This is a genomic window from Sphingomonas segetis, from assembly GCF_009720245.1.
Classification (GTDB): domain Bacteria; phylum Pseudomonadota; class Alphaproteobacteria; order Sphingomonadales; family Sphingomonadaceae; genus Sphingomicrobium; species Sphingomicrobium segetis.
Window position 1 is genome coordinate 22,276 of sequence record NZ_WJSQ01000004.1, and the last position, 24,112, is coordinate 46,387.

21 protein-coding genes are annotated in these 24,112 nt (G+C 66.8%); 15 read left to right on the forward strand and 6 right to left on the reverse strand.

From position 1 onward, the window contains the following. Nucleotides 1–3 precede the first annotated feature (3 nt). The 11 genes from nuoH to GH737_RS01045 all read left to right on the forward strand — a co-directional run bounded on the left by nuoH (nucleotide 4) and on the right by GH737_RS01045 (nucleotide 11,147). Nucleotides 4–1,056: an NADH-quinone oxidoreductase subunit NuoH gene (gene nuoH, locus GH737_RS00995; RefSeq protein WP_155262997.1), complete on the forward strand. Its 1,053-nt coding sequence runs from the start codon at nucleotides 4–6 to the stop codon at nucleotides 1,054–1,056. After that, complete coding sequence (gene nuoI, locus GH737_RS01000) at nucleotides 1,053–1,535, forward strand: NADH-quinone oxidoreductase subunit NuoI (protein WP_155262998.1); 483 nt, start codon at nucleotides 1,053–1,055, stop codon at nucleotides 1,533–1,535. Before nuoH ends, nuoI begins: the two co-directional genes overlap by 4 nt. Before the next feature lie 124 nt (nucleotides 1,536–1,659). Continuing rightward, a complete protein-coding gene (locus tag GH737_RS01005) occupies nucleotides 1,660–2,265 on the forward strand; it encodes an NADH-quinone oxidoreductase subunit J (RefSeq protein ID WP_155262999.1) in 606 nt (201 codons plus the stop codon). 28 nt (nucleotides 2,266–2,293) lie between these two features. Next, nucleotides 2,294–2,599 (forward strand): NADH-quinone oxidoreductase subunit NuoK, encoded by a 306-nt coding sequence (nuoK, locus tag GH737_RS01010; protein WP_155263000.1) that lies wholly within the window; start codon nucleotides 2,294–2,296, stop codon nucleotides 2,597–2,599. Further along, nucleotides 2,599–4,641: an NADH-quinone oxidoreductase subunit L gene (nuoL, locus tag GH737_RS01015; RefSeq protein ID WP_155263001.1), complete on the forward strand. Its 2,043-nt coding sequence runs from the start codon at nucleotides 2,599–2,601 to the stop codon at nucleotides 4,639–4,641. The genes nuoK and nuoL overlap by 1 nt, the downstream gene beginning before the upstream one ends. A gap of 133 nt (nucleotides 4,642–4,774) precedes the next feature. Then, complete coding sequence (locus tag GH737_RS01020; protein WP_155263002.1) at nucleotides 4,775–6,310, forward strand: NADH-quinone oxidoreductase subunit M; 1,536 nt, start codon at nucleotides 4,775–4,777, stop codon at nucleotides 6,308–6,310. Continuing rightward, entirely contained in the window at nucleotides 6,310–7,743 is a 1,434-nt protein-coding gene (nuoN, locus tag GH737_RS01025) for an NADH-quinone oxidoreductase subunit NuoN (RefSeq protein WP_155263003.1), read from the forward strand. Before GH737_RS01020 ends, nuoN begins: the two co-directional genes overlap by 1 nt. Nucleotides 7,744–7,748: 5 nt before the next feature. Next, nucleotides 7,749–8,429: a biotin--[acetyl-CoA-carboxylase] ligase gene (locus tag GH737_RS01030; protein ID WP_155263004.1), complete on the forward strand. Its 681-nt coding sequence runs from the start codon at nucleotides 7,749–7,751 to the stop codon at nucleotides 8,427–8,429. Between the two features lie 29 nt (nucleotides 8,430–8,458). Then, nucleotides 8,459–9,247, forward strand: coding sequence for a type III pantothenate kinase (locus GH737_RS01035; protein ID WP_155263005.1), 789 nt, complete (start codon nucleotides 8,459–8,461; stop codon nucleotides 9,245–9,247). Beyond that, complete coding sequence (locus GH737_RS01040; RefSeq protein WP_155263006.1) at nucleotides 9,244–10,884, forward strand: ribonuclease J; 1,641 nt, start codon at nucleotides 9,244–9,246, stop codon at nucleotides 10,882–10,884. Before GH737_RS01035 ends, GH737_RS01040 begins: the two co-directional genes overlap by 4 nt. Then, nucleotides 10,881–11,147, forward strand: coding sequence for a DUF1467 family protein (locus GH737_RS01045; protein ID WP_155263007.1), 267 nt, complete (start codon nucleotides 10,881–10,883; stop codon nucleotides 11,145–11,147). The genes GH737_RS01040 and GH737_RS01045 overlap by 4 nt, the downstream gene beginning before the upstream one ends. On the opposite strand, the gene GH737_RS01050 is transcribed toward GH737_RS01045, so the two are convergent. Then, nucleotides 11,144–13,456 (reverse strand): hypothetical protein, encoded by a 2,313-nt coding sequence (locus GH737_RS01050; protein ID WP_155263008.1) that lies wholly within the window; start codon nucleotides 13,454–13,456, stop codon nucleotides 11,144–11,146. The two genes, GH737_RS01045 and GH737_RS01050, sit on opposite strands and share 4 nt — an antisense overlap. Before the next feature lie 81 nt (nucleotides 13,457–13,537). Here GH737_RS01050 and GH737_RS01055 point away from each other — a divergent pair, with 81 nt between their 5' ends. The 3 genes from GH737_RS01055 to GH737_RS01065 are packed head-to-tail and all read left to right on the forward strand — an operon-like array spanning nucleotide 13,538 to nucleotide 17,122. Beyond that, entirely contained in the window at nucleotides 13,538–14,719 is a 1,182-nt protein-coding gene (locus tag GH737_RS01055; protein WP_155263009.1) for an NTP transferase domain-containing protein, read from the forward strand. A 41-nt stretch (nucleotides 14,720–14,760) separates the two neighbouring features. Then, entirely contained in the window at nucleotides 14,761–15,798 is a 1,038-nt protein-coding gene (locus GH737_RS01060) for a DUF2336 domain-containing protein (RefSeq protein ID WP_155263010.1), read from the forward strand. After that, nucleotides 15,791–17,122 carry a sensor histidine kinase gene (locus GH737_RS01065; protein ID WP_155263011.1) on the forward strand — a complete coding sequence of 444 codons (1,332 nt, stop codon included), beginning with the start codon at nucleotides 15,791–15,793 and terminating at the stop codon, nucleotides 17,120–17,122. The genes GH737_RS01060 and GH737_RS01065 overlap by 8 nt, the downstream gene beginning before the upstream one ends. Before the next feature lie 16 nt (nucleotides 17,123–17,138). Here the strand turns inward: GH737_RS01065 and GH737_RS01070 are convergent, their stop codons facing one another. Together GH737_RS01070 and gltX are read right to left on the reverse strand one after the other, a co-directional pair. Next, on the reverse strand, nucleotides 17,139–18,425 hold the full coding sequence (locus GH737_RS01070; RefSeq protein WP_155263012.1) for a citrate synthase: 1,287 nt from the start codon (nucleotides 18,423–18,425) through the stop codon (nucleotides 17,139–17,141). Further along, entirely contained in the window at nucleotides 18,422–19,819 is a 1,398-nt protein-coding gene (gltX, locus tag GH737_RS01075) for a glutamate--tRNA ligase (protein ID WP_155263013.1), read from the reverse strand. Before gltX ends, GH737_RS01070 begins: the two co-directional genes overlap by 4 nt. Nucleotides 19,820–20,001: 182 nt before the next feature. Between gltX and GH737_RS01080 the strand changes: the two genes are divergently transcribed. Further along, nucleotides 20,002–21,996, forward strand: coding sequence for a ComEC/Rec2 family competence protein (locus GH737_RS01080; RefSeq protein WP_230558548.1), 1,995 nt, complete (start codon nucleotides 20,002–20,004; stop codon nucleotides 21,994–21,996). On the opposite strand, the gene GH737_RS01085 is transcribed toward GH737_RS01080, so the two are convergent. The 3 genes from GH737_RS01085 to GH737_RS01095 all read right to left on the reverse strand — a co-directional run. Continuing rightward, on the reverse strand, nucleotides 21,993–22,337 hold the full coding sequence (locus GH737_RS01085; RefSeq protein ID WP_155263015.1) for a VOC family protein: 345 nt from the start codon (nucleotides 22,335–22,337) through the stop codon (nucleotides 21,993–21,995). The two genes, GH737_RS01080 and GH737_RS01085, sit on opposite strands and share 4 nt — an antisense overlap. A 1-nt stretch (nucleotide 22,338) precedes the next feature. Continuing rightward, entirely contained in the window at nucleotides 22,339–22,986 is a 648-nt protein-coding gene (gene lexA, locus GH737_RS01090; protein ID WP_155263016.1) for a transcriptional repressor LexA, read from the reverse strand. Between the two features lie 76 nt (nucleotides 22,987–23,062). Then, nucleotides 23,063–24,112, reverse strand: a 1,050-nt coding sequence (locus tag GH737_RS01095) for a peptidyl-prolyl cis-trans isomerase (RefSeq protein ID WP_196232906.1), incomplete at its 5' end; no start/stop codon positions are given.

Here is a 24,112-nt window from a genome sequence, read left to right on the forward strand (position 1 = left end):
CGCATGACCGACACCTTCGTTCACTGGGGCATGCAATACGATTGGGCGTGGTTCCTCGCCACGATCATCGGAATCCTCGTGATCGCGCTTCCGCTGATGCTCGCGGTGGCGATGATCATCTATGCCGAGCGCAAGATCTGGGCGGCGATGGCGCTTCGGCGCGGGCCGAACGTGGTCGGGCCGTGGGGGTTGCTGCAAAGCTTCGCCGACGGGCTGAAAGTCTTCCTCAAGGAGACCATCATCCCGACCAGCGCCAACCAGGGCCTGTTCCTGATCGCTCCGGTCATCACCTTCACGGTGGCGCTGATCGTCTGGGCGGTGATCCCGTTCCAGCCGGGCGTGGTGCTCGCCGACGTCAACGTCGGCCTGCTCTACGTCCTCGCGGCGAGCTCGCTCGGGGTGTACGGCGTGATCGTCGCCGGCTGGGCGTCCAACTCCAAATATCCGTTCTTCTCGGCTTTGCGCGCCGCCGCGCAGATGGTGAGCTACGAAGTGTCGATCGGCTTCGTGCTGATCACCGTCGTGCTCTATGCGGGGACGTTCGATCTCTCGGATATTGTCCTCGCCCAGCGCGGACATGGCCTCGGTGTCGTCAACGCCTACGCATTCAACATTCTGCTGTTTCCGATGTGGGTGGTGTTCCTGATCAGCTCGATGGCCGAAACCTTTCGCACGCCGTTCGACCTGGTCGAGGCGGAAAGCGAGCTCGTCGCCGGCCACCAGACCGAATATTCGTCGATGAGCTTCGCGCTGTTCTGGCTCGGCGAATATGCCAACGTCCTGCTGATGTGCGCCTTGAACGCCATCCTGTTCTGGGGCGGGTGGCTGCCGCCGTTCGACTGGGCGCCGCTTTACCTCGTGCCCGGAATCATCTGGCTGTTCATCAAGATGTCGTTCTTCTTCTTCGTGTTCGGCTGGGTGAAGGCGACCGTGCCGCGCTATCGCTACGACCAGCTGATGCGGCTCGGCTGGAAGATCTTCCTGCCGCTCAGCCTCGTCTTCGTTTTCCTCGTGTCGGGGTGGCTGATGCTCACGCGTTTCGGAGGCCACTCATGATAGTGCGCAGCATCAAGGCCTTCGCCTTGTGGGACTTCATCCAAGCGCACTGGCTGACGCTCAAATATTTCTTCAAGCCCAAGGCAACGATCAACTATCCGTACGAGAAGACGCCGCAGAGCCCGCGCTTCCGCGGCGAGCATGCGCTGCGGCGTTACCCCAACGGCGAGGAGCGCTGCATCGCGTGCAAATTGTGCGAGGCGATCTGCCCGGCGCTGGCGATCACGATCGAGGCCGAGCCGCGCGAGGACGGCAGCCGGCGAACCACGCGATACGACATCGACATGGTCAAATGCATCTATTGCGGGCTGTGCGCGGAGGCGTGCCCGGTGGATGCGATCGTCGAAGGGCCGAACCTGGAATTCGCGACCGAAACGCGTGAGGAATTGCTCTACGACAAGGCGAAATTGCTCGCGAACGGGGACAAGTGGGAGCAGGCGATCGCCGCGAACCTTGCCGCCGATGCCCCGTATCGCTAGGCGGCGGCATCCTCGTGAAACAGGGCTCCCGAGTGACCTCCTATTCGTCATCCCCGCGCAGGCGGGGTCCCAGTCTTCTGGTTCAACTAGGTTCCCGCTTTCGCGGGAATGACGAGGCACGGTTTTGATCGGCGCAATCGCTTTTTACCTGTTCGCAACGCTCACCATCGCTTCGTCGATCGCGGTGATCTTCGCGCGCAATCCGGTCCACAGCGTGCTGTGGCTCATCCTCGCCTTCTTCAACGCGGCGGGGTTGATGCTTCTGGTCGGCGCCGAATTCATCGCGATGCTTCTGGTGATCGTCTACGTCGGCGCGGTCGCCGTATTGTTCCTGTTCGTCGTGATGATGCTCGACATCGATTTCGCCTCGCTGCGCTCGGGATTCACGCGCAACCTGCCGTTCGGGATCATCGTCGCGCTGGTGCTGCTTGCGGAAATGATCGTCGCGGTCTTCGCGCACAGGGCTGGGCCGATGCTTGCCGGCAGCGAAATCCCCGCGGCGCGGGTGCCCAATATCGTCGGCATCGGACAGATGCTCTACAGCCGTTACCTGTTCGCGTTCGAGCTCGCGGGACTGATCCTGCTCGTGGCGATGGTCGGCGCGATCGTCCTCACGCACCGCCGCCGCGGAGACACGCGCACGCCCAAGGCATGGCGCCAGCTGCGCCGCCATCCCGGCACGGCGATCGACCTGGTCCGGCCGGGCACAGGCGAGGGGATGAAGCTGTGATCGGGCGCTGTTTCAAAGGCCGCCGATCATGATCGGCCTGGGAGCCTATCTGATCGTCGCCGCAGTGGTGTTCACCGTCGGCGTGCTCGGCATCTTCCTCAACCGCCGCAACGTCATCCTCATGCTCATGGCAATCGAGCTGATCCTGCTCGCGGTGAACATCAACCTCGTGGCTTTCTCCGCTTTCCTCGGCGACCTGACGGGGCAGGTGTTCGCGATGTTCGTGCTCACGGTGGCCGCCGCGGAGGCGGCGATTGGACTCGCCATCCTCGTCATCTTCTTCCGCCGTCGCGGCACGATCGCGGTCGACGCGGCCGACCGGATGAGAGGCTGATGCACCCGATCCTGTTCATCGTTTTCCTTCCGCTCGCGGCCGCGCTCATCGCCGGCCTCGGCGGGCCGTGGATCGGCAAGACCGCGGCCAAGCTGATCACCACCGGCGCGCTGTTCGCCGGAGCGCTGCTCAGCTGGCCGATCTTTTTCGAATATATCGCCGGGAACGGCCAGCCCATGGTCGTGCCGGTGCTCGACTGGATCCATTCGGGCACGATGACGGTCGACTGGGCGCTTCGGGTGGATAGCCTGACCGCGGTGATGCTGGTCGTCGTCACGACCGTATCGAGCCTCGTCCACCTCTACAGCTGGGGATATATGGAGGAGGACCCGGGTCAGGCGCGGTTCTTCGCCTATCTGTCGCTGTTCAGCTTCGCGATGCTGATGCTGGTGACCGCCGACAGCCTGATCCAGATGTTCTTCGGCTGGGAAGGAGTCGGCCTCGCTTCCTATTTGCTGATCGGATTCTGGTACTACAAGCCATCGGCCAATGCCGCCGCGCTCAAGGCATTCGTCGTCAATCGCGTCGGCGATTTCGGCTTCAGTCTCGGCATTTTCGGTACCTTCCTCGTCTTCGGCACGGTCTCGATCCCGGCGATTCTCGGCGCCGCGCCGGGCATGGCCGGCTCGACCATCGGCTTCGCCGGCATGCGCGTCGACACCATGACCCTGCTGTGCCTGCTGCTTTTCGTCGGCGCGATGGGGAAGTCGGCGCAGCTGCCGCTCCACACCTGGCTTCCCGACGCGATGGAGGGTCCCACTCCGGTCAGCGCGCTGATCCATGCCGCGACGATGGTCACCGCCGGCGTGTTCATGGTCTGCCGCCTTTCGCCGATGTTCGAGGCCGCGCCGATCGCAATGAACGTCGTCACCTGGGTCGGTGCGATCACCTGCATCTTCGCGGCGACGATCGGCTGCGCGCAGAACGACATCAAGCGCGTGATCGCTTATTCGACCTGCTCGCAGCTCGGCTACATGTTCTTCGCCGCCGGCGTCGGCGCTTACGGCGCGGCGATGTTCCATTTGTTCACGCACGCCTTCTTCAAGGCGTTGCTGTTCCTCGGCGCGGGCAGCGTGATCCACGCGATGCACCACGAGCAGGACATGCGTTACTATGGTGCGCTTCGGAAGGAGATCCCGATCACCTTCTGGGTGATGGTCATCGGGACGCTCGCAATCACCGGCGTCGGACTACCGGGTCTCGGATTCGCCGGCTTCTGGTCGAAGGATGCGATCATCGAGAGCGCCTGGGCTAGCGGCTCCGTCGCCGGCACGATGGCTTTCTGGCTCGGCGTCCTCGCCGCGCTCCTGACCAGCTTCTACAGCTGGCGGCTGATTTTCCTGACATTCTACGGAGATGCGCGCTGGGCGGCATCCGAGCATATCCAGCACGCGCTTCACCGCGAGCACGATGACCCCGGCGAGGAACATGGCGATAGCGCCCATGACCCGCGCCCTGTCCCGACGGGCACCGGCGGCTACCATCCGCACGAAAGCCCTCTGACGATCCTCGTGCCGATCGCGCTGCTTGCGCTCGGGGCGCTCGCCGCCGGGCAGCTGTTCCACAACATCTTCGTCGATGCCGAGCGCGCGCCCGAATTCTGGCGCCAGAGCATCGCTTTCAGCCAGCACCTCGCCCATGCGGCGCACGAAGCGCCGCTCTGGGTGAAGCTGTCGCCGACGATCGTGATGCTGATCGGCCTGTGGATCGCGTGGAACAATTACATCCGCCGGCCGGGCGCCGCCGACGCGTTCGTCGGCTACTTCCCGGGTGTCTACCGGTTCGTGGCGAACAAATGGTATTTCGACGAGCTGTACGACGTCATTTTCGTGCGCCCCGCTTTGTGGCTCGGCCGGCTGTTCTGGCGCGGCGGTGACGAGGGCACGATCGACCGCTTTGGCCCGCACGGCTTCGCTTATGCGGTCGGCATCGGCAACCGCATCGCCTACCGGTTCCAGTCCGGCTACCTCTATTCCTACGCGCTGGTGATGCTGCTCGGCCTGATCGGCGCTGCGAGCTGGGCGATCTGGTGGGCGCAGTGAGGCGGGATTGGGCAATGCAGCTCCTCCCCCTCCGGGGGAGGTGTCATGCGAAGCATGACGGAGGGGGCCTGAGCCCTCTCGCTCGTTCCCCCTCCGGCGCTTCGCGCCACCTCCCCCTGTGGGGGAGGAGTAGGTGAGCTCGCTCCCCCTGCTCACCATCCTCATTGCCGTGCCGCTGATTGCTGGCGCGCTGTGCCTGTTCGTGCGCGACGAAGGCGCGCGCTGGATCGCGCTGATCGGCACGCTGATAGCTTTCGCGATTTCGATCTATCTGTGGGTCGCGTTCGATCCCAACGGCGCCCAATGGCAATTCGTGGAGAAGGTGCCGATCGGCGGGGGCGTCAGCTGGGCGATGGGCATCGACGGGATCGCGCTGATGCTGATCCAGCTCACCGCGTTCCTGATGCCGATCTGCATCCTCGCGAGCTGGCGGTCGATCCAGAGCCGCGTACCTGAATACATGGCGGTGTTCATGCTGATGGAGACGCTGATGCTCGGCGTCTTCACCGCGCAGGACCTGTTCCTGTTCTACGTGTTCTTCGAAGGCGGCCTGATCCCGATGTATCTGATCATCGGCATCTGGGGTGGCGTCGAGCGGATCAAGGCCAGCTACAAGTTCTTCCTCTACACCTTCCTCGGCTCGGTGCTGATGCTGATCGCGATGATCTACATGGTCGGCACCGCCGGAACGACCTCGATCCCGGCGCTGATGGCCTATGACTTCCCCGTCGAGGCGCAGAAATGGCTCTGGCTCGCTTTCCTCGCCAGCTTCGCCGTGAAGCTGCCGATGTGGCCGGTCCACACCTGGTTGCCCGACGCCCACGTTCAGGCACCGACCGCGGGTTCCGTCATTCTCGCAGGCGTGCTTCTGAAGCTCGGCGGCTATGGCTTCATCCGCTTCTCGCTGCCGATGTTCCCCGAAGCATCGTACATCTTCATTCCGTTCATCTTCGCGCTGAGCGGGATCGCGGTCGTCTACACCAGCCTGGTCGCGTTGGTGCAGCGCGACATGAAGAAGCTGATCGCTTATTCGTCGGTCGCGCACATGGCGTTCGTGACCTTCGGCCTGTTCGCGATGAACCGCCAGGGCATCGAGGGCGCGATGATCGTGATGCTGAGCCATGGCCTCGTGTCGGGCGCGCTGTTCCTCGTCGTCGGCGTGATCTACGATCGAATGCACACGCGCGAGATCGCGGTTTATGGCGGCCTTTCGAACAACATGCCGGGCTATGCCCTCCTGTTCATGCTGTTCAGCATGGCGAGCGTCGGGCTGCCGGGCACGAGCGGCTTTGTCGGCGAGTTCCTGGCGCTGATGGGCACCTATCAGGCGTCGACCTGGGGCGCGATCGCCGGGACCACAGGAATTATTCTTAGCGCCTGTTACATGCTGTGGCTCTATTGGCGGATCTGCTTCGGCGAGGCGCGCACGGCGGAAGCCGCCGCGATGCCCGACCTCAGCATGCGCGAATGGTGGGTGCTCGGCCCGATCGCGCTCGCCGTCCTGTGGATGGGCATCTATCCGGAAAGCTTCATCCGGCCGATGCGCAACGACGTCGGCAGGCTGATGACCCGGCTCGAGCATGTCGCGCCCGCGGGGGATTCCCAGCTGAAGCTCGCCGGGCCGCAGCTGAAGACGATCGATGCGCAGGATCATGGAGCGCACCACTGATGGCCCGCTTCGCACCCATCCTTCCCGAGATCATCCTGGCGATCGGCGGGCTCGTGCTGATGATCGCGTCGGCCTTCGTCACGCGCCGCGGGGCAGGACTGATCAGCTGGCTGGCGGTCGCGCTGCTGATCGCCGCAACCGTCGCCCTGATCGGCGCGCCGTCGCACGCGGGGCCGCTGTTCGATGGACTGGTCGTCGCCGACCTGTTCGCGAGCTTCGGCAAGGCGGTGATTTTCCCGGCCGCTGCGGTCGCGGTCATCGCCGCGCATGGCTGGTTCGAACGCGGGACGGAACATGCCGCCGAATATGCCGTGCTGATCCTGTTCGCGGCCGTCGGAATGAGCGTCATGGTCTCGTCGACAAGCCTGATTTCACTCTACGTCGGACTCGAGCTCAACAGCCTCGCCGGCTACGTGCTCGCATCGTACCGCCGGCACGACGAACGGTCCGCCGAAGCCGGCCTCAAATATTTCGTGCTTGGCGCGCTCGCGAGCGGGATCCTGCTCTACGGCATCTCCCTGCTCTACGGCTTCACCGGCACGACCAGCTTCACCGGCGTCGCGGCGGCGTTCGGGCGCGGGGCGCCGACGCTCGGACTGCTGTTCGGACTTGTGTTCCTGCTCGCGGGAATCGCGTTCAAGATCAGCGCGGTCCCGTTCCACATGTGGACCCCGGACGTGTACGAAGGCGCGCCGACGCCCGTGACCACCTTCTTCGCGACGGCGCCGAAGGTTGCGTCGGTGCTCCTCGGCGTGCGCGTGTGCATCGAAGCGCTCGGGCCGGCGACCGACGCGTGGCGGCAGATCGTGATCTTCGCCGCGCTCGCCTCGATCTTCCTCGGCGCGATCGCCGCGTACGGCCAGACCAACATCAAGCGGCTGCTCGCTTATTCCTCGATCAACAACGTGGGTTTCGCGCTGATCGGCCTTGCGGCGGGGACTGCTCAAGGCGCTTCGTCGGTGCTGTTCTACATGACGGTCTATGTGGTCATGACCGCCGGGGCGTTCCTCTGCGTGCTGTGGATGCGCGATGGTGACGGAGAGCCGATCGAGACCATCGCCAGCATGTCCGGCCTGTCGCAGAGGCAACCCGGCTTCGCCTTCGCGATGTTCATCTTCATGTTCAGCCTCGCCGGCGTGCCGCCGATGTTCGGTTTCTGGCCCAAGCTGCTGGTGTTCGACGCCGCCGTCGCCTCGGGCTATGTCGCGCTGGCGGTCGCCGGCATCCTCGGCGCGGTGATCGGCGCCTATTATTATCTGAAGATCGTCAAGGTGATGTACCTGGACGCGCCGGCCGAGCCTTACTCGCGCGTGCGTGAGCCGGTGCAGGGCGCGCTGGTGTTGTTCGCGGCGGTCGCGGTGTCGCCACTCGGCTATCTCCTGATCGGCCCCCTGGGCTCGCTCGCGGACCGCGCCGCGGAGACGCTCTTCTGAGCCGAATCCGCGTCGTCGAGCGGATCGGCTCGACCAATGCCGACCTGATTGCAGACCCGAGCGCTCGAGAGGGCGACTGGCTCGTCGCGCTCGAGCAGGACGCCGGCAAGGGCCGGCAGGGCCGCGCGTGGGTTTCGCCGGCCGGTAATTTCCATGGAAGCACGGTCGTCGAGCTTCGGCCCCGCGGCGCTCCGCCGCAGACTCTGTCGCTCGCCGCCGGGCTCGCGCTGATCGAGGCCATCGACACCGCCGTCCCGGGAGAGCCGCTGATGCTCAAATGGCCGAACGACGTGCTTTTGCTGGGGCGCAAGGTCGCCGGAATCCTGCTCGAGCGGAGCGGCGACCGGGTGGTGATCGGCTTCGGCGTCAACCTGGCCTCGGCGCCCGAGCTGCCGGACCGCAAATGCGCATCGCTGTCCGGCCGCATCGCTCCGGAGGTGTTCGCGCCACTGCTCGCGGACAGCTTCGCGCGGCTGCTCCAGCTGTGGCGGACGAGCGCGTCGCCGCTCCTCGCGCAGGCGTGGCTCGCGCGGGCGCACCCGATCGGGACAAGGCTGACGGTCCATGCAGGAGCCGACGAAGCAATCTCAGGCCGCTTCGACGGCCTTGAACCCGACGGCGCGCTCCGTCTGCGCCGTGACGACGGCACGCTCGACGTCGTCCGCGCCGGCGACGTCGAGTTGTGAACGGCAGCCCACGAAGCTAGGGCGCGGACATGCTGCTCGCCATCGACGCCGGTAATACCAATGTCGTGTTCGCGCTCGTCGATGGCGGCGAGATCCGGGCACGCTGGCGGATCGCGAGCGACCCGCGCCGGACCGCCGACGAATATGCGGTGTGGCTGCACCAGCTAATCGAGCTCGAAGGGCACCCGAAGGACGCGGTCGATGCGGTCATCATCGGCACGGTCGTGCCGCGCGCGCTCCACAACCTCGAGGTGCTCGCGACGAAATATTTTCGCTCAGAGCCGCTCGTCGCCGGGCAGGGCAGGGCGGAGTGGCCGATCGCGCTCGAGGTTGACGAGCCGCAGAATGTGGGCGCGGACCGGGCCCTCAACGCGATCGCCGCCCACGCCAAATATCCCGGCGAGCTGATCGTGATCGATTTCGGCACCGCAACCACCTTCGACCTCGTCGGACCCTCCGGCGCCTACCGGGGCGGGATCATCGCGCCCGGCATCAACCTGTCGCTCGAGGCGCTGGTCAGCGCTGCGGCCAAGCTGCCGCGGATCGCGATCGAGGCGCCGAAGGACAATTTGTCGGTGATCGGGCGGACGACCCAGAGCCAGATGCAGATCGGCATCTACTGGGGCTATGTGGCGATGATCGAGGGGCTCACCGAGCGGATGAAGCGCGAGCTGGAGGGCCCGCCGACGGTCGTTGCAACGGGAGGCCTCGCCAACCTGTTCGACAAGCACACGAATGTATTCGATGCGATTGAACCCGACCTGACCATCCAGGGTTTGAGTCTCCTGTACGACATGGCGATGCGCGGTCCCCGATGATCCCCGGTGAGGAACTCCTGTTCGTCGCGCTCGGCGGCTCGGGCGAGATCGGCATGAACGTCAATCTCTACGGCTGCCGCGGGCAATGGATCATGGTCGATCTGGGCCTGACCTTCGCTGACCTGAATTACCCCGGAATCGACCTCATCCTGCCTGACCTCGAATTCATCGAGGACCAGCAGGAGCGGCTCGCCGGGATCATCCTGACCCACGGCCACGAGGATCATATCGGCGCGCTTCCCTACCTCGCCGACGAATTGAAGGCGCCCCTGTTCGCGACCCCATTCACCGCCGGGCTGATCGCCGGCAAGCTCGAGGAGGAAGGCCTCACCGGCCGCGTCCAGCTCAATACCGTGGAGCGGGGCGGCACGGTCGAGCTGGGGCCGTTCCGGATCAGCTTCGTCGCGTTGTCGCACTCCATCCCGGAAGGCAACGGGCTGCTGATCGAGACGCCGTTCGGCAACATCTTCCACACCGGCGACTGGAAGATCGACGAAACGCCCGTGCTCGGGACCGCGCCGGATACGGACGTTTTGACCGAAATCGGCGACCGCGGCGTGCTCGCGCTCGTCTGCGACTCGACGAACGTGTTCCAGGACAAGCCGTCGGGATCGGAGGAGAGCGTCCACGAGGGGCTGCTCGCCCAGGTTATGATGGCGAACGGGCGCGTGCTGGTCACGACCTTCGCGTCGAACGCGGCGCGGTTGCAGACGATCGGGCGCGTCGCTCGCGAGGCCGGACGAAAGGTGTGCATCGCCGGCCGCTCGCTCGACCGCATCCTCCGGGTTGCGCAGGCGACAGGCTACCTGCGAGATTTCCCGCCGCCGATCGGCTTCGACGAGGCGATGCGCCTGCCGCGGAGCGAAGTGCTGATCATCGCAACCGGCGGACAAGGCGAGCCGCGCGCCGCCCTTGGGCGGATCGCTTCGGGCTCGCACGAGCTCAAGCTCGGCGAGGATGACACGGTGATCTTCTCGTCGCGGATCATCCCCGGCAACGAGGTCGCGATCGGGCGCGTCATGAACCAGCTCTCCGACCTCGGCGTGCACATCGTCACCGAAAAGCAGGCGCACGTGCACGTGTCCGGTCACCCGGGGCGGCCCGAGCTCGTGCAGATGTACAAGTGGGTGCGGCCGCAGATCGTGGTCCCGGTCCACGGCGAGGCGCGGCACCTGGCCGAGCACGCTCGTCTCGCGCTCGACCATGGCGTGGCGCACGCGGTGGTCCAGCGCAACGGCGACATCGTCCGCCTCGCGCCCGGCGACCCGAAGAAGGTGGACGAAGTCCGCGTCGGGCGTCTCGTGCTCGACGGCGACGTCATCCTTCCCGCGGACGGCGCGACCGTAAACGAGCGGCGCAAGATCGGATACGGCGGGCTGATCACCGTCGCACTCCCGGTCGGCGAGGACGGCCAGCTCGCCGGCTGGCCGCTGATCCGGCCGTTCGGCGTCCCGGTCGAGGAGGACCGCGACGATTTCATCGCCGATGCCTGCGATGCCGCGACCCGCGCCTACGGTGCCGGCGTCGACGAGGAGAAGCTGCGCGAGGCGGTCCGGCTTGCGGTGCGGCGCTGCGCCACGCTGTGGACCGGCAAGAAGCCCGTCGTGGAGGTCATGCTCCTGCAAGTCGCCGCATGAAGCTCACCTCGATCATCGCCATCTATTTCCTGTTCTTCGCCGGAAGCGCGTTCATCTTGCTGCCCTTCGGCGTGAGGACGACCGAGGAGGCGGGCGGCCAGCGAGTGCCCGGCCAGGCGGAGAGCGCGCCGCACAGGTTCGACGTGAAGCGCCATTTCCTCAAGGCCGCCGTGCTCGCGGCACTGCTGTTCGCACTTTATTATGCGAACTGGGCGTTCGGCTGGATCACGCCCGACGACCTCGACCTCTACCGGCGCATCTAGCGCCTCTTGTCGATCGTCTGGGCGAGCGCCGCGTAGAGCTTGCCCATGTCCGAGGACATCAGTGTAACGGCGATGATTCCGCCGTCTCGCTCGGCGATGACGCGCCGGAGCATGGACTCGAAATCGTGGACGTAGCGATTGACCGAGCGCTGGAACTCGAGGTCGCTGTCGTAATGGGCGCGGATCGCGCGCGATTCACTGCCGCCGATGAGGCGCACGGCGCGGCTGGTGAACACCCCGCGATTGCCCTTGAGGTAGGCGCCCCACGCCTTGTCGTCGATTTCGTCCGACAGGATTTTGCCGACGTCGATCGCCGCCGAGTGCATCGAATCGATGAGCAGCGAGACGCGGCGGGCGAACGCCTCGCTGTCCTTCTCGCGCTGGTCCTTCTGCGTTTCCTCGATGTGCTGCTCGAGCGCGGCTGCGCTCTGGCCGATCGTCACCATCTGCTGGGTCAGGCGTTCCGAGGCCGAACGGGCGGAGTCGATCGCGCGGGCGGCGACGTTTTCGACGTCGCGCAGGCGGTCCTCGACGCTTTCCTTGATCGCGCGCTCTAGCGCGGCTCGGGTCTCGTCCGACAGCTTGCCGGCGCTCGCGGGGATGACGCTTTCGATTGCCTCGCGCGCGCGCTCCGCGGCATGCGCGGCCGCTTCCTTGACCTGGACGAGCGCGGAAACCAGCGCGGGCGCGGTTTCGGCGCTGAGGTCCGCAGCCTCGCGCTCGACCTGCGCCAGAGTCGAAGCGAGATTGCTGAGCTTCGACTGGGCGTCGCCCACGCCGTCGTCGACGCTGGCGAGAAGCGCGGCAAAGCGGTCCTGCTGCTCGGCGATGGTCGCCCCGGTCGCCGACAGCCGCTCGCCGGCCTCGACCGTCGCGTCGCGCAGCCAGCTAAGCTCCGGACGCAGGGCGCCAGCGGTTTCGGTCAGCCGGTCGGCGCCGCCCTGCGCCTCACCAATGGCCGTGCCGAGATTGTCGCGGATTTCGTCCGTCAGCTTGTCGATGCTTTCACGCAGCGTCGCGGTGCGCTCCGCGATCGAGCCGATCGCCATGTCCTGCGAGCTAGCCTGCGAAGCCAGCGTGTCGAGCTCGGTCCGGGCGCGGGAGAGCGATTCGAGGAAGCGGTTGGCGCGCTCGTCGCCGTTCGCGGCGAGTTCGCCGAAACGCTCGTCGATCATCGACAGGCCGCGGTCGATCTCGGCGATCATTTTTTGCGATGCACGGTCCTGCTCGGCGACGCGCAGCGACAGGGTTTCCAGCGAGGAGTTCGCCTGGCCGACGTTCGCGGCGAGCGATTCGGAGGCTTCCGCGCCGGCTTTGCCAATCCCGGCCGAGGCCTGTTGCACCAGCGCCTCGACCGCCGCCGACTGGACGTCGATGCCGGTACGGATCTCTCCGAGAGTTGCAGAGGTGCGCTCGAGCAGGGCATCCAGAACTGCGGAGAAGCCGACATGCGCTTCGCCGACGCGGCTAGCGGCGCCCGAACCGGCGGCATCGATCTCGGCGAGGCGCGCAGCAAGGCGGTCGGTCGCTTCGGCGATCATCTGGTCGGCTTCACGCGTGCGCTCGGCGAGGTTGCCGACCTGACGCTCGAACTCGTCGGCCTTCTCCGTCGACTGGCTGCCGATGGAGCGGAGCTGCTCGGACAGGCGGCGCGTCGATTCCTCGGCGCGCGGGAGATCCTCGAGCAGCACCGCAACGTCGTTGCGCGCCGACTCGGCGGCCCGGTCGAGCGCTTCGCCGTGCAGCTTGAGCTTCTCGCTGCTGCTGTCGAATTGCTGGGTGATCCCGCCGAGCTTGCCGGTGGCGTCGTCGCCGAGCTGCATCAGGTGCTGCGCCATCATCGTCAGTTCGGCGCGGCTGTCGGTGATCCGCTGCGCGAGGACTTCGAGCAAGGCCTCCAGCGACTGCGCCTCGCCGCGCATCGCGATCACGGAGCGAGTGAAGGCTTCCGCCTCCTTGCGCCGCGTCCGTCCGAAGATCAGCCAGACCAGGCCGAGCAGCGCCAGCGGCCCGGCACTGATCGCGAGCCATTGCGCCAGCTGGGGTGACGATAGCGGCTGTCCGGCGAGCGTGCGTCCCGCCGACCAGGCCGAATAAGCAAGCCACAGCGCGGCGAGCAGGCCGAGCGCGATGCCGAGCACCTGCCTTCCGCCCGTGCCGGGACGGCTCGCCTCGGCCTCGGTCGGCTGCAGCCACCGTTCTTCCTCGAACGAGACCTCCGGCACGGCGTCCGCGCTCGTCAGCTCGAGGGGCTCTGCCGCATCGCTGGCCGGTGGCAGAGGTTCGGCGCGCTTGGGGGTCGGTGTCATCGCAACGGGGACTTTACCATCTTTGAACACCTGCGAAAGCGATTAGAGAGGTGCGGCGAAACGGGGAGGGATCACGGACGAATGGCGATCGGCGCGCTGATCGGTGCCTATCAGGAGGACGACAGCGGAGGCCTGCGCGCGTTGCTCCCGCTCTCGGGCCGGACTCTCATCGAATATCAGGTGCGCTGCGCCGCCGCTGCGGGCGCGGCTCCCATCGTCGTTGTGGTCGAGCGCGTGCCGCAGGCGCTGCAAGACGCGTTCGAGCGGCTGCGCCTCGACGGGATCGGAGTCTTCGCGGCGAGCGACGTCGGCGAAGCGCTCAGCCGGTTCGAGGCGGGCTCGATGATTCTCCTCGTCGGCGACGGGATCGCGCCGCCGACGGACCTTGTTGCCACCATCGCCGACGAACCGGAGCCCGCGGTTGCGACGGTGCCGGACGATGAGAGCCACGAGCGGTTCGAGCGGATCGACGCCGAGTCGCGTTGGGCCGGCGTGGCGCTGGTCGATGCGCGCCTGCTCGGATCGACCGCGGCGATGCTCGGCGACTGGGACCTGCAATCGACCCTCCTGCGGCGGGCATTGCAGGAGGGAGCGCTCAGGATACCCGTCAGCGGGGCAGGCGGCGAGCCGCTTCTGGTCCAGCGCGCCGAGGATCTCGACGATTTCGAGCGAAGGCTCTTCGTCGCTTCGCGCGGGCTCCGGCCCGACTGGGTGAGCCGATATCTGCTGCCGCCGATCGAAGAGTTCGCGACGGCGCATTTGATGGAAACCAGTGTCCGGCCGGCGTGGCTGATGTGGGGCGCGCTCGCGCTCACGCTCGGCGGCGCCGTCTGCTTCGGCCGCGGCTGGCTCGGCGCAGGGCTGATCCTCCTGCTTCTGTCGATGCCGCTCGATCTGATCGCGAGCCGGCTCGCGACCTTGCGGCTGCGGCCGTTGCCGGTACGGATGCTCAGCCGGCTATCGCTCTGGCCGGCGGCGGGGATCGCACTGCTGGCGCTTGGCTGGTGGGAAATGCGGCACAACAGCGGCTGGGGCGCGCTCGTCACCGCGCTCGCAGCCGGCGGATTCGCAGAGGCCGCGAGGATGGAGCGCGCCGCGATCTCCGACAACGAATTGTGGCTGATCTCGCGCCGCAGCGCGATTGTGCTGGCGATACCGTTCGCGGTTGCCGGCGCCTGGACGAGTTATTTGATCGGCCTGCTCGCTTATGCCGCGATTTCCTTTTTCATCATCCAGCACGTGCGGCACGAGCAGTCGAGTTGACCCGAAGTTAACCCAAACCGGATAACGCCTAGCGGGTAATGATGCCTGAAGAATGGCCGATTGCCGCTTCGGCGGACCGGAACGCGCCTGCACGCGCGGCGGGGCGGTCGCGCCTGTCGACCGTGCGCGCCGATTTCTTCCTCGATCCGGCCGAGCGCCTGACCGAGCAGGAGCGCGCGCTGATGACGGCGATGCTGCACTGCCTCGTCGGCGATATCGCCGGGGAGATTGGCGCGGCTTTGCCGGCGGGCCGGGCCGGGGCGAACGACGACGATGCGGCCATGGTCGGGGCGCTCACGCAGGCTGGCCTGCTCGACGATTCGGAGTTGATGGCGCTGCTGCTGCGCCGGGCCGACGAGGAGCGGATCGGCACCGCGGCGCGGGCGCGCAGCGGGCGCCGCGAGGCACGGGCGATTCAGGGCCTCGTCAGCCACCACAACGGCGCCGTGTCTGCTGCGGCGATGGGGCTGATCCTGGCGCGTGGGCGGCGCCGCGACCGCTTTGGCCAGTGCCTGCTCGGCTTCGACGACCTTTCGCACGAGGCAGCGGCGCGGCTGGTGCTGGCGGTTGCCGCCGCGCTCCGGAGAGACGTCGCCGCCACTGCGGGGACGGCCGCCGCGGACAATGAGCTTTCCGCGGCGGCGGATCGGCTGCTTGAGCGCCATGAACCCGCGCGCAGCATCGAAGCGCTGACCGGCGCCCTCGTCGCTCTGCTCGACGACTCTGGGGGGCTGACCGACGAGCTTCTGCTTGCCTGTGCGCAGGAAGGCGAGGTCGGCTTCCTCGCGGAAGTCCTCGGCCGTCGGGCTGGCATTTCCGGGACCGTCGCGCTCGACGAGCTGCTTTCGGGCAAGGCGCAGCAGATGATGGCGCTGCTGCGCGTCGCCGGCTTTTCGCGCGAGCTCAGTGCGGGGCTGCTCGCCAGCGTCGGCGACCTGCTCGGAATCGACGACCCCGGCGCCGCAATCGGGCTTTTCGATGGCATGAGCGGCGACGAAGTGAAGGCGGCGGCAAGCTGGATCGCGGCACCTCCGGCCTATCGCGCGGCGCTCGAGGCGCTTGGAAACGGCAATGGCTAGCGCCCCTTCCGAGCCGCGGCCGGTGCTCGGCCGCCTCGACCGCTCGGGCCGGCTGATCGCCGCCGACCCCGAGCTCGAGAATCTGCAGCGGGAGGCCGGATCGGATCTCGGTCAGACACTCGCGCTTCCGCAGGTCGCCGCGGTCGCGCAACTTGCGCGCAAGCTCGGGACGTCCGTCGGGCGCCCGGCAATCGCCGCGTCTGCCGAGAACGACATCGAATTGTGGGTGAATGCCAAGCCCGAAGGCGATGAGATCGCGCTTTCGCTCGAGGGCTGGACGGTCCGGCCGGCTGCCGGGCCGCGCCTCGCGACGATCCTTGCCGGCGGCGGCGAGGCAGCGGGCGCAGCGGCGCAGAACGAATGGACGACCGACGAGGAGCTTCGCATCATCTCCCTGTCGTCGGAATTCGCGAACCTGCTCGGAGTCGAGGTCGCCGAGGCCGCGGGCGCACCTCTCACCCGCATCCTGCGCCTCGAAGAAGACGCGGATGGCGAGATGCCGCTAATCAGCGCGCTCGCCGCGCGGCGCGGTTTTTCCGGCCAGCGCGCCCGCAGCCGTTCCGACGAGAACTGCATGGTCGTGCTCAACGGCGACGTCGTGACCGCCGCCGACGGAAACTTCGCCGGCTTTCGCGGTACGGCTGAAAGCGAGAAGCCCTCGGCCGGGCCGGGGGCAGCGCGCCCGATCGGCTTCGATCATGGCCTCGACGAACTGCTGCGGTCGCCGATCGACCGGATCATCGAAAGCGCCGAGCAGATCGTCGCCCGTTCCGACGGACCGCTGCGCGGCGATTATGCGAGCTATGGCAACGACATCGCTTCGGCGGCGCGGCACCTGCTCTCGGTGCTTCGAGCAATGAGCGAGGACCCGACGCACGTCCACGGACTGGTCGATCTTGCCTCGCTCGCCGCCGAAGCGGTGATCATGCTCGAATCCTCGGCCGAGGAGCGTGCGGTGCACATCGAGCTCGACCGTCCCGAGCCGCTCAGGGCGAGAGGACAGGAGCGCGCGGTGATCCAGATCCTCGTCAATCTGATCGTCAACGCGATCCGCTATTCGCCCGAAAGCGGCACCGTTCGGCTGAGCTTTTCCAGGACCGCAGGTACTGCGTCAGTCACCGTGTCCGATGAAGGGCCGGGCATTGGCGCAGGCGACGAGCAGCGCATCTTCGAGCGGTTCGAGCGTGCCCATTCGAAAGAGGGCGGCACCGGGCTAGGGCTCGCCATCTCGCGCCGGCTCGCGCGCTCGATGGGCGGCGACGTGACGCTCGACAGCGCGCCGGGCGAAGGCGCGCGGTTCACGCTGACCCTGCCGGCGGCGTAACGCTGAAGTTCAAAGACTAACGCTGGTCGACGGGCACATAGTCGCGCTGCGTGTGGCCGGTGTAGAGCTGGCGCGGTCGGCCGATCTTCTGCTCGGGATCGGCGATCATCTCGTTCCACTGCGCGACCCAGCCGACCGTCCTCGCAAGCGCGAACAGTGCGGTGAACATGTCTGTCGGGAAGCCGATCGCGTTGAGGATCACGCCTGAATAGAAATCGACGTTGGGGTAAAGCTTCTTCTCGATGAAATAGTCGTCATTGAGCGCGATCTGCTCGAGCTCCTTCGCGACGTCGAGCACCGGGTCCGAGATGTTGAGCTCCTTGAGCACCTCGTCGGCGGTCGCCTTCATCACCTTCGCGCGGGGGTCGAAATTCTTGTAGACGCGGTGGCCGAAGCCCATCAGCCGGAACGGGTCGTCCTTATCCTTGGCGCGGGCGATATATTCGGGGATTCGCTTCACGTCGCCGATCTCGCGCAGCATGTTGAGCGCGGCTTCGTTCGCGCCGCCGTGTGCCGGCCCCCACAGGCAGGCGATGCCGGCCGCGATGCAGGCGAACGGGTTGGCCCCAGACGAGCCGGCGAGCCGCACGGTCGAGGTCGAGGCGTTCTGCTCGTGGTCGGCGTGAAGGATGAAGATCCGCCGCATCGCATTCTCGACGATCGGGTTCACTTCATAAGGTTCGGCCGGGACGCCGAACGTCATGCGCAGGAAGTTGCCGGTGTAGCTAAGGCTGTTCAGCGGGTACATGAACGGCTGGCCGAGCGAATATTTGAACGCCATCGCAACCAGCGTCGGCATCTTCGCGATCAGCCGGTGCGAGGCGATCATCCGCTGCTCGGGGTCGGTGATGTCGGTGCTGTCGTGGTAGAAGGCCGAAAGCGCTCCGACGACGCCGCACATGATCGCCATCGGGTGCGCGTCGCGCCGGAAGCCGCGGAAAAAGGTCGCGAGCTGCTCGTGGACCATCGTGTGACGGCTGATCGTATAAGTGAAATGGTCGAGCTCTGCGGCGGTCGGGAGCTCGCCCTGGAGTAGCAGGTAGGCGACTTCCATGAAGCTCGACTGCTCGGCCAATTGATCGATCGGGTAGCCGCGGTGGAGGAGGATGCCCTTTTCGCCGTCGATATAGGTAATCGCGCTCTCGCAGCTGGCGGTCGAGGTGAAGCCCGGGTCGTAGGTGAACATGCCCGTCTGCGGGTACAGCTTGCGAATGTCGACGACCTCGGGACCGACTGTCCCTTCGAGGACCGGGTAATCGTGGTCGCCACCCGGCATTTTCATCGAGACGGTTTGATCGGTCATTCATTCGGCTCCATCTGGTCGGCGATGCGGGCCAGGCTCTCTTCGCGCCCGAGCAACGCCAGAACATCAAAAATCCCCGGAGACGTCGTGCGCCCCGTCAGTGCTGCGCGGAGGGGCTGCGCAAGCTTGCCGAGCTTGACGCCGCCAGCCTCGGCGACTTCGCGCACCGCTGCCTCTAACGAGGCTGCGTCCCATTCCGCAAGTGTGGCAAGCTTCCCATGCGCCGCAGCAAGCAGGGCGCGGGAATCGGTTGTAAGGAGCGACGCGGCACCCTCGTCGACGTCGAGCGGCCGCGTCGTGAACAGGAAGACTGCGCCGTCCGCCAGCTGGACGAGCGTGTTCGCGCGCGGCTTGAGCTCCGGCATCGCCTCAACAAGCAGCGGCTTCTGGTCGTCGGTGAGCCCGAGCCGAGTGGCGACGAGGTCGGCCAGGCGGCCGTCGTCCGCCTCGCGGATGTAATGGCCGTTCAGATTCTCGAGCTTCTTGAAGTCGAACCGCGACGGCGACTTGCCGACATGATCGAGGTCGAACCATTGGACCGCCTGCTCGCGCGAGATGATCTCGTCGTCGCCATGCCCCCAGCCGAGCCTCAGCAGGTAATTGCCAACTGCTTCGGGAAGCAGGCCGAGCTCGTCGCGGTAGGAGTCGACCCCGAGCGCGCCGTGGCGCTTGCTGAGCTTGGCGCCGTCGGGGCCGTGGATCAGCGGCACATGGGCGTAGACCGGTTCGGGCCAGCCCATCGCCCGGATGATCGCCAGCTGGCGAAAGGCGTTGTTGAGATGGTCGTCGCCGCGGATCACGTGGGTGACTCCCATGTCGTGATCGTCGACGACGACCGCAAGCATGTAGGTCGGGCTCCCGTCGGAACGGAGCAGGATGAAATCGTCGATCTCGGCGTTCTGGACGGTGACGCGGCCCTGCACGCGGTCGTCGATCACCGTCTCGCCCTCGCGCGGCGCCTTGATGCGGATCACGAACGGCTTGCCGGCCTGCTCTTCGGCAATGTCGCGCCATGGGCTGTCGATGCGGAACGGCCGCCGCTCGCGCTGCGCGGCTTCGCGCTGCCCGGTGAGCTCTTCCGGCGTCATGTAGCAGCGATAGGCGGCACCGCTCTCGAGCATCCGGTGCGCGATGTCTGCGTGACGCGCCCAGAATTGCGACTGGTAATATTCGTGGCCGTCCCAATCCAGCCCGAGCCAGCGCATGCCGTCGAGGATGGCGTCGATCGCTTCGCCGGTCGAGCGGGCCTTGTCGGTATCCTCGATGCGCAGCAGGAACTTGCCGCCGTGATGACGCGCGAAAAGCCAGTTGAAGAGGGCCGTGCGCGCTCCGCCGATGTGCAGGAATCCGGTGGGTGATGGCGCGAACCGGGTGACGACTGGACGTGAACTCATGCTTGCGCTGAGGCGCGCTTTCCTCTCTGGTTCATGCTGCAATGCAATGGACGAGCGCCCCTAACATAGGGGAAGCGCCTCTTCCACAGCGTGCTCGGGGCTATTGGAAGGCGCGATATTTCGCTGCCGGGGAGGGGCTGGAAAAGCTCCTCGAGGCGGAGCGCACGCAGCTCCCGCCATGGGTGGTCGTCGGTTTCGGGAGCGGGATCGCGGCCTGGTTCGCGCTCGGCGACCCGCGGCAGTGGCAGGCAATGCTGTGCCTCGGCGCGGCGCTGGGGCTGGCAGGCTTCGTGCTCGGCAGCGGACGCTCGGGACGCTCGCTGGGCTGGTTCGCGCTTGCGGCGACACTCGGCTGCGCGTTGGTCTGGGCGCGATCGATCCTTGTCGAACAACCTCGGCTGACGCGCCCGACCGTCACCCAGTTCGCCGGCACGGTAAAGTCCGTCGACCATCTCGTGGCGCGAGAGGCGACACGTGTGCTGATCAGCTCGAACACGCCCGGGCTTCCGCCATGGCTGCGGCTGTCGATCGACGACGACAAAGTGCCGCCGGGAATTGCGCCGGGCGCAGTGATCCAGGTTCGCGCACGGCTGGCGCCACCGCCGCCTATGGCGCTGCCTGGCACTTACGATTTCGCGCGCGATGCGTGGTTCCGAGGGCTCGGCGGGGTCGGCAAGCCGCTCGGCCCGGTGACCGTCGTGCGGGCCGGGGAGGGGCGCGGCCTCGATCGGGTGCGCGCGGGACTGCGGCAGCATATAGAGCAGCGGCTCGACGCCGGTCCGGCGGGGATCGCGGTGGCACTGGCGACGGGCGACCAGAATGGGGTTGGCGAAGAGGACGCCGACGCGATGCGCCGCTCGGGGCTTACCCACCTGTTGTCGGTGAGCGGGCTCCACATCGCGGCCGTGGTCGCCTTCGCGATGCTCGTCAGCCTGAAGCTCCTCGCGCTCAGCGAACGGCTCGCATTGAGATTGAACCTGGTTCTCGTCTCGGCAGGCGTCGCCGCGGCGGCGGGCGTGGGCTACACCATGCTGACCGGCGCGCAGGTGCCGACGGTTAGAAGCTGCGTCGCCGCTTTGCTGATCCTCGGCGGCATCGCTCTTGGCCGGGATGCACTGAGCATGCGGCTGATCGCCACCGGCGCGATGGTTGTCCTGCTCTTCCGCCCGGAGGCGCTGGCCGGCGCCAGCTTCCAGATGAGCTTTGCAGCGGTGACAGCGATCGTCGCACTTCATTCGACCCGTTTGGCCCGGCGCCTGCTTCAGCGGCGCGATGAGGATATGGTCGCGCGGACAGGGCGGGCGTTGCTCGGAATTGTGGCGACCGGTCTCGCGGTCGAGATCGCGCTCGCCCCGCTCGCGCTCTACCATTTCCACCGCGCCGGACTTTATGGAGTGTTCGCCAATATCGTCGCTATCCCGTTGACGACGTTCGTGATCATGCCGAGCGAAGCGGCGGCGCTCGCACTCGATGCGGTCGGATGGGGGCAGCCATTCTGGTGGATATGCAGCCTCGCTCTCCAGGGGCTGCTGCTCCTGGCCCACGCAGTTGCATCGACATCAGGAGCGGTGGCGCTGTTGCCGTCGATGCCGGGCTGGGCTTTCGCGTTGTTGGTCGCGGGCGGCATTTGGCTGTGCCTGTGGAACACACGGCTGCGCCTCGCGGGGCTGGTGCCGATTGCCGCAGGCGGCCTCGCCGCGGCGCTGGCGCCGTCACCCGACCTGCTGGTGACCGGCGACGGTGTTCACCTCGCGGTGGTCGACCGGGGCACGCCACTGCTGCTGCGCGAGCGGACCGGCGATTACGTGCGCAGCCTGATGGCGGAGGCCGCGGGCTTCGACGGCGATCCGGAGGACCTTGGCTCGCGTCCCTACAGTGCCTGCTCGAGGGATGCCTGCGTCGCGCTCGTTCGGAGCGCCGGAACCGAATGGCGGCTGCTCGCGACGCGTTCGCGAACCTTCATCGAATGGCGGACGTTCACCCGGGCCTGCGCCGAATCGGACATCGTCGTTGCCGACCGCCGTCTCCCGCGCGCCTGCACGCCCCGATGGCTCAAGCTCGACGCGTCCGCGCTCCGGCGCACCGGCGGACTTGCTATCTACCTCGGAAGCAAGCCGCGGGTCGACAGTGTCGCCGGCCGCGTCGGTGTGCACCCGTGGGCGCAATTCGAACGCTAGCGTTCGCTCCAGACTGCGAGCTCGCTTCCCGACGGATCGATGAAGTGAAAGCGTCGACCGCCGGGGAAGCTGAAAATCGGCTTGGCGATCACGCCTCCGGCTTTCGACACGGCGTCGAAAGCGGCTTCGAGGTCGTCGACCCGCACCACCGGCAGCGGGGCGGAAAGCGCGTCGGTTGGGTCGCCCTGCAAGCCGACGTCGGTCGTCCCGTTTGTCGTCGCCGAATAGCTCGGTCCGTAATCGGTGAACTTCCAGCCGAACGCCTTGGCGTAAAAAGCGCGGGTCAGTTCATGAGCGGTCGCGCTCGGCAGCTCGACATAGTCGATTCGGGCACCGTCCATGTCAGTAGCGCCGGATCAGGCCGGCGAGGCGGCCCTGGATCTGGACCCGTCCCTCTTCGTAGCGCTGCGGCTCGTAGCGGGAATTCGCCGGGTCGAGACGGATCATCCGACCCTCTCGGCGGAACGTCTTGAGCGTCGCTTCCGCATTGTCGATCAGCGCCACGACGATCTCTCCTTCGCGCGCGACGTCGACCTTCCGAATCAGCGCGAAATCGCCGTCGAGAATGCCTTCCTCGACCATCGAATCGCCTGAAACCTCGAGCGCATAATGTTCGCCCGGCCCGAGCAGGGCCGAGGGGACTGCGAACGTTTCGGTCCCCTGCAGGGCCTCGATCGGGGTACCGGCCGCGATCCTGCCGTGGAGCGGGATTTCGAGCGTGTCGTTCGCCGGCGCAGGCACCACGGGCCGGATCGGAGTCACCGTCGCGCTGAGCGTCTCCGGCAGCTTGAGCACCTCGAGCGCACGCGCGCGATTGGGCAGCCGGCGGATGAACCCGCGTTCCTCGAGCGCCGAAATCAGCCGGTGGACGCCCGACTTGGACTTGAGTTCGAGCGCCTCGCGCATCTCGTCGAAGCTGGGGCTGACACCATCCTGCTTCAGGCGCTCGTCGATGAACATCAGAAGTTCGCGTTGCTTGGCGGTGAGCATCGGCTGTCCCCGTCATCCTGGAATAGAACGAACAGGGAACGTGTAGGCAACGCGGCGACGCGCGTCAAGCGGTCCGTCAGCCGCCGTTGCGAGTCATGCGATTCTTCAGGGCCTGGATCGCGCTGTCGTTACGCTCGACGCCGACTTCCTTGCGCATCGCCGCGAGGAATTCCTGCGCATATTCCTGCGACACGGCTTCCTGCAGCTCGTTCTGCATGCGCCCGATGAGCGCGGGCTGAAGGAGCGCGTTGCCCGGCGTGATCTTGTCGACCTTGACGATGAAGAAGCCGCGGCCCTCGGGGTCCGGGACCATCCGGCTCTTACCTTCGGCGAGCGTGAAGAGCATCTTGATCGGGGCGGGTACCGGACCCTGCGCCGTTGCGACCTGAATCCTGCGGGCGGCGAGGGGCTGCACCGGCGGAAGCGGGGCGCCGCTCTGCTTCATCGCCTCGGCAAGCGGGGTTCCGCGCTGGACCCTGGCTTCGATCTGCGCGGCGACGGAACGGGCGCGCTCGAGCGCCTTGCTGTCGATCCAGTCGCTTGCGACGCGATCGCGGACCTGCGCCAGCGGCGCTGGCGCGGCGGTGACGACCTGCGCCGGCGAGATCATGGCATAGCCCCGGTCATCGCCAAGGCTCACGATTTCGGGCGGGTCGTTGGTCTCGATCTCGAAAGCGGCTTTGAGCGCCGGCGCAAGCTCGGGCGGCAGCTTGAACGTGGGGTCCGAACGCGCCGCGCCGGTCGCGGTGAGGAGCGGCGTATTCGTGACCGTCAGCTTCGACTTGGCTGCGACTTCGCTGAAGCTGCTGCCGTTGTCGACCGCGTCCTGGACGCCGCCGACGAGCTCCTCGATCGCGCCGCTGCGCTTGTCGGCGGTCAGCTTGGCCTGGATTTCCGAACGCGCCTGATCGAGCGTCTTGCCGCCGGTCGTCTTGACCGAGTCGACCTTCGCGACCGCCCAGCCGAAGTCGGTCTGGACGGGGCCGACGACGCCGCCGGAAGGGGCCGCGAAAACTGCAGCGGCGGCCGTGTCGCCAGCGATGGATGCATAGGCCTCGCGTGTCTGGTCGGTCAGCGTCGTGACGGCCGCGTTGGCACCGGCCGGCGCGGCGGCGGCGGCGATCGT

What these genes read in the sequence shown, in the direction of transcription:
- GH737_RS01035 (WP_155263005.1), top strand. Translation starts at nt 8,459, where the DNA reads ATGCTGCTCGCCATCGACGCCGGTAATACCAATGTCGTGTTCGCGCTC.
- GH737_RS01065 (WP_155263011.1), top strand. Translation starts at nt 15,791, where the DNA reads ATGGCTAGCGCCCCTTCCGAGCCGCGGCCGGTGCTCGGCCGCCTCGAC.
- GH737_RS01060 (WP_155263010.1), top strand. Translation starts at nt 14,761, where the DNA reads ATGCCTGAAGAATGGCCGATTGCCGCTTCGGCGGACCGGAACGCGCCT.
- GH737_RS01045 (WP_155263007.1), top strand. Translation starts at nt 10,881, where the DNA reads ATGAAGCTCACCTCGATCATCGCCATCTATTTCCTGTTCTTCGCCGGA.
- GH737_RS01055 (WP_155263009.1), top strand. Translation starts at nt 13,538, where the DNA reads ATGGCGATCGGCGCGCTGATCGGTGCCTATCAGGAGGACGACAGCGGA.
- lexA (WP_155263016.1), bottom strand. Translation starts at nt 22,986, where the DNA reads ATGCTCACCGCCAAGCAACGCGAACTTCTGATGTTCATCGACGAGCGC.
- GH737_RS01050 (WP_155263008.1), bottom strand. Translation starts at nt 13,456, where the DNA reads ATGACACCGACCCCCAAGCGCGCCGAACCTCTGCCACCGGCCAGCGAT.
- GH737_RS01040 (WP_155263006.1), top strand. Translation starts at nt 9,244, where the DNA reads ATGATCCCCGGTGAGGAACTCCTGTTCGTCGCGCTCGGCGGCTCGGGC.
- GH737_RS01085 (WP_155263015.1), bottom strand. Translation starts at nt 22,337, where the DNA reads ATGGACGGTGCCCGAATCGACTATGTCGAGCTGCCGAGCGCGACCGCT.
- gltX (WP_155263013.1), bottom strand. Translation starts at nt 19,819, where the DNA reads ATGAGTTCACGTCCAGTCGTCACCCGGTTCGCGCCATCACCCACCGGA.
- nuoL (WP_155263001.1), top strand. Translation starts at nt 2,599, where the DNA reads ATGCACCCGATCCTGTTCATCGTTTTCCTTCCGCTCGCGGCCGCGCTC.
- nuoK (WP_155263000.1), top strand. Translation starts at nt 2,294, where the DNA reads ATGATCGGCCTGGGAGCCTATCTGATCGTCGCCGCAGTGGTGTTCACC.
- nuoI (WP_155262998.1), top strand. Translation starts at nt 1,053, where the DNA reads ATGATAGTGCGCAGCATCAAGGCCTTCGCCTTGTGGGACTTCATCCAA.
- GH737_RS01070 (WP_155263012.1), bottom strand. Translation starts at nt 18,425, where the DNA reads ATGACCGATCAAACCGTCTCGATGAAAATGCCGGGTGGCGACCACGAT.
- nuoN (WP_155263003.1), top strand. Translation starts at nt 6,310, where the DNA reads ATGGCCCGCTTCGCACCCATCCTTCCCGAGATCATCCTGGCGATCGGC.
- nuoH (WP_155262997.1), top strand. Translation starts at nt 4, where the DNA reads ATGACCGACACCTTCGTTCACTGGGGCATGCAATACGATTGGGCGTGG.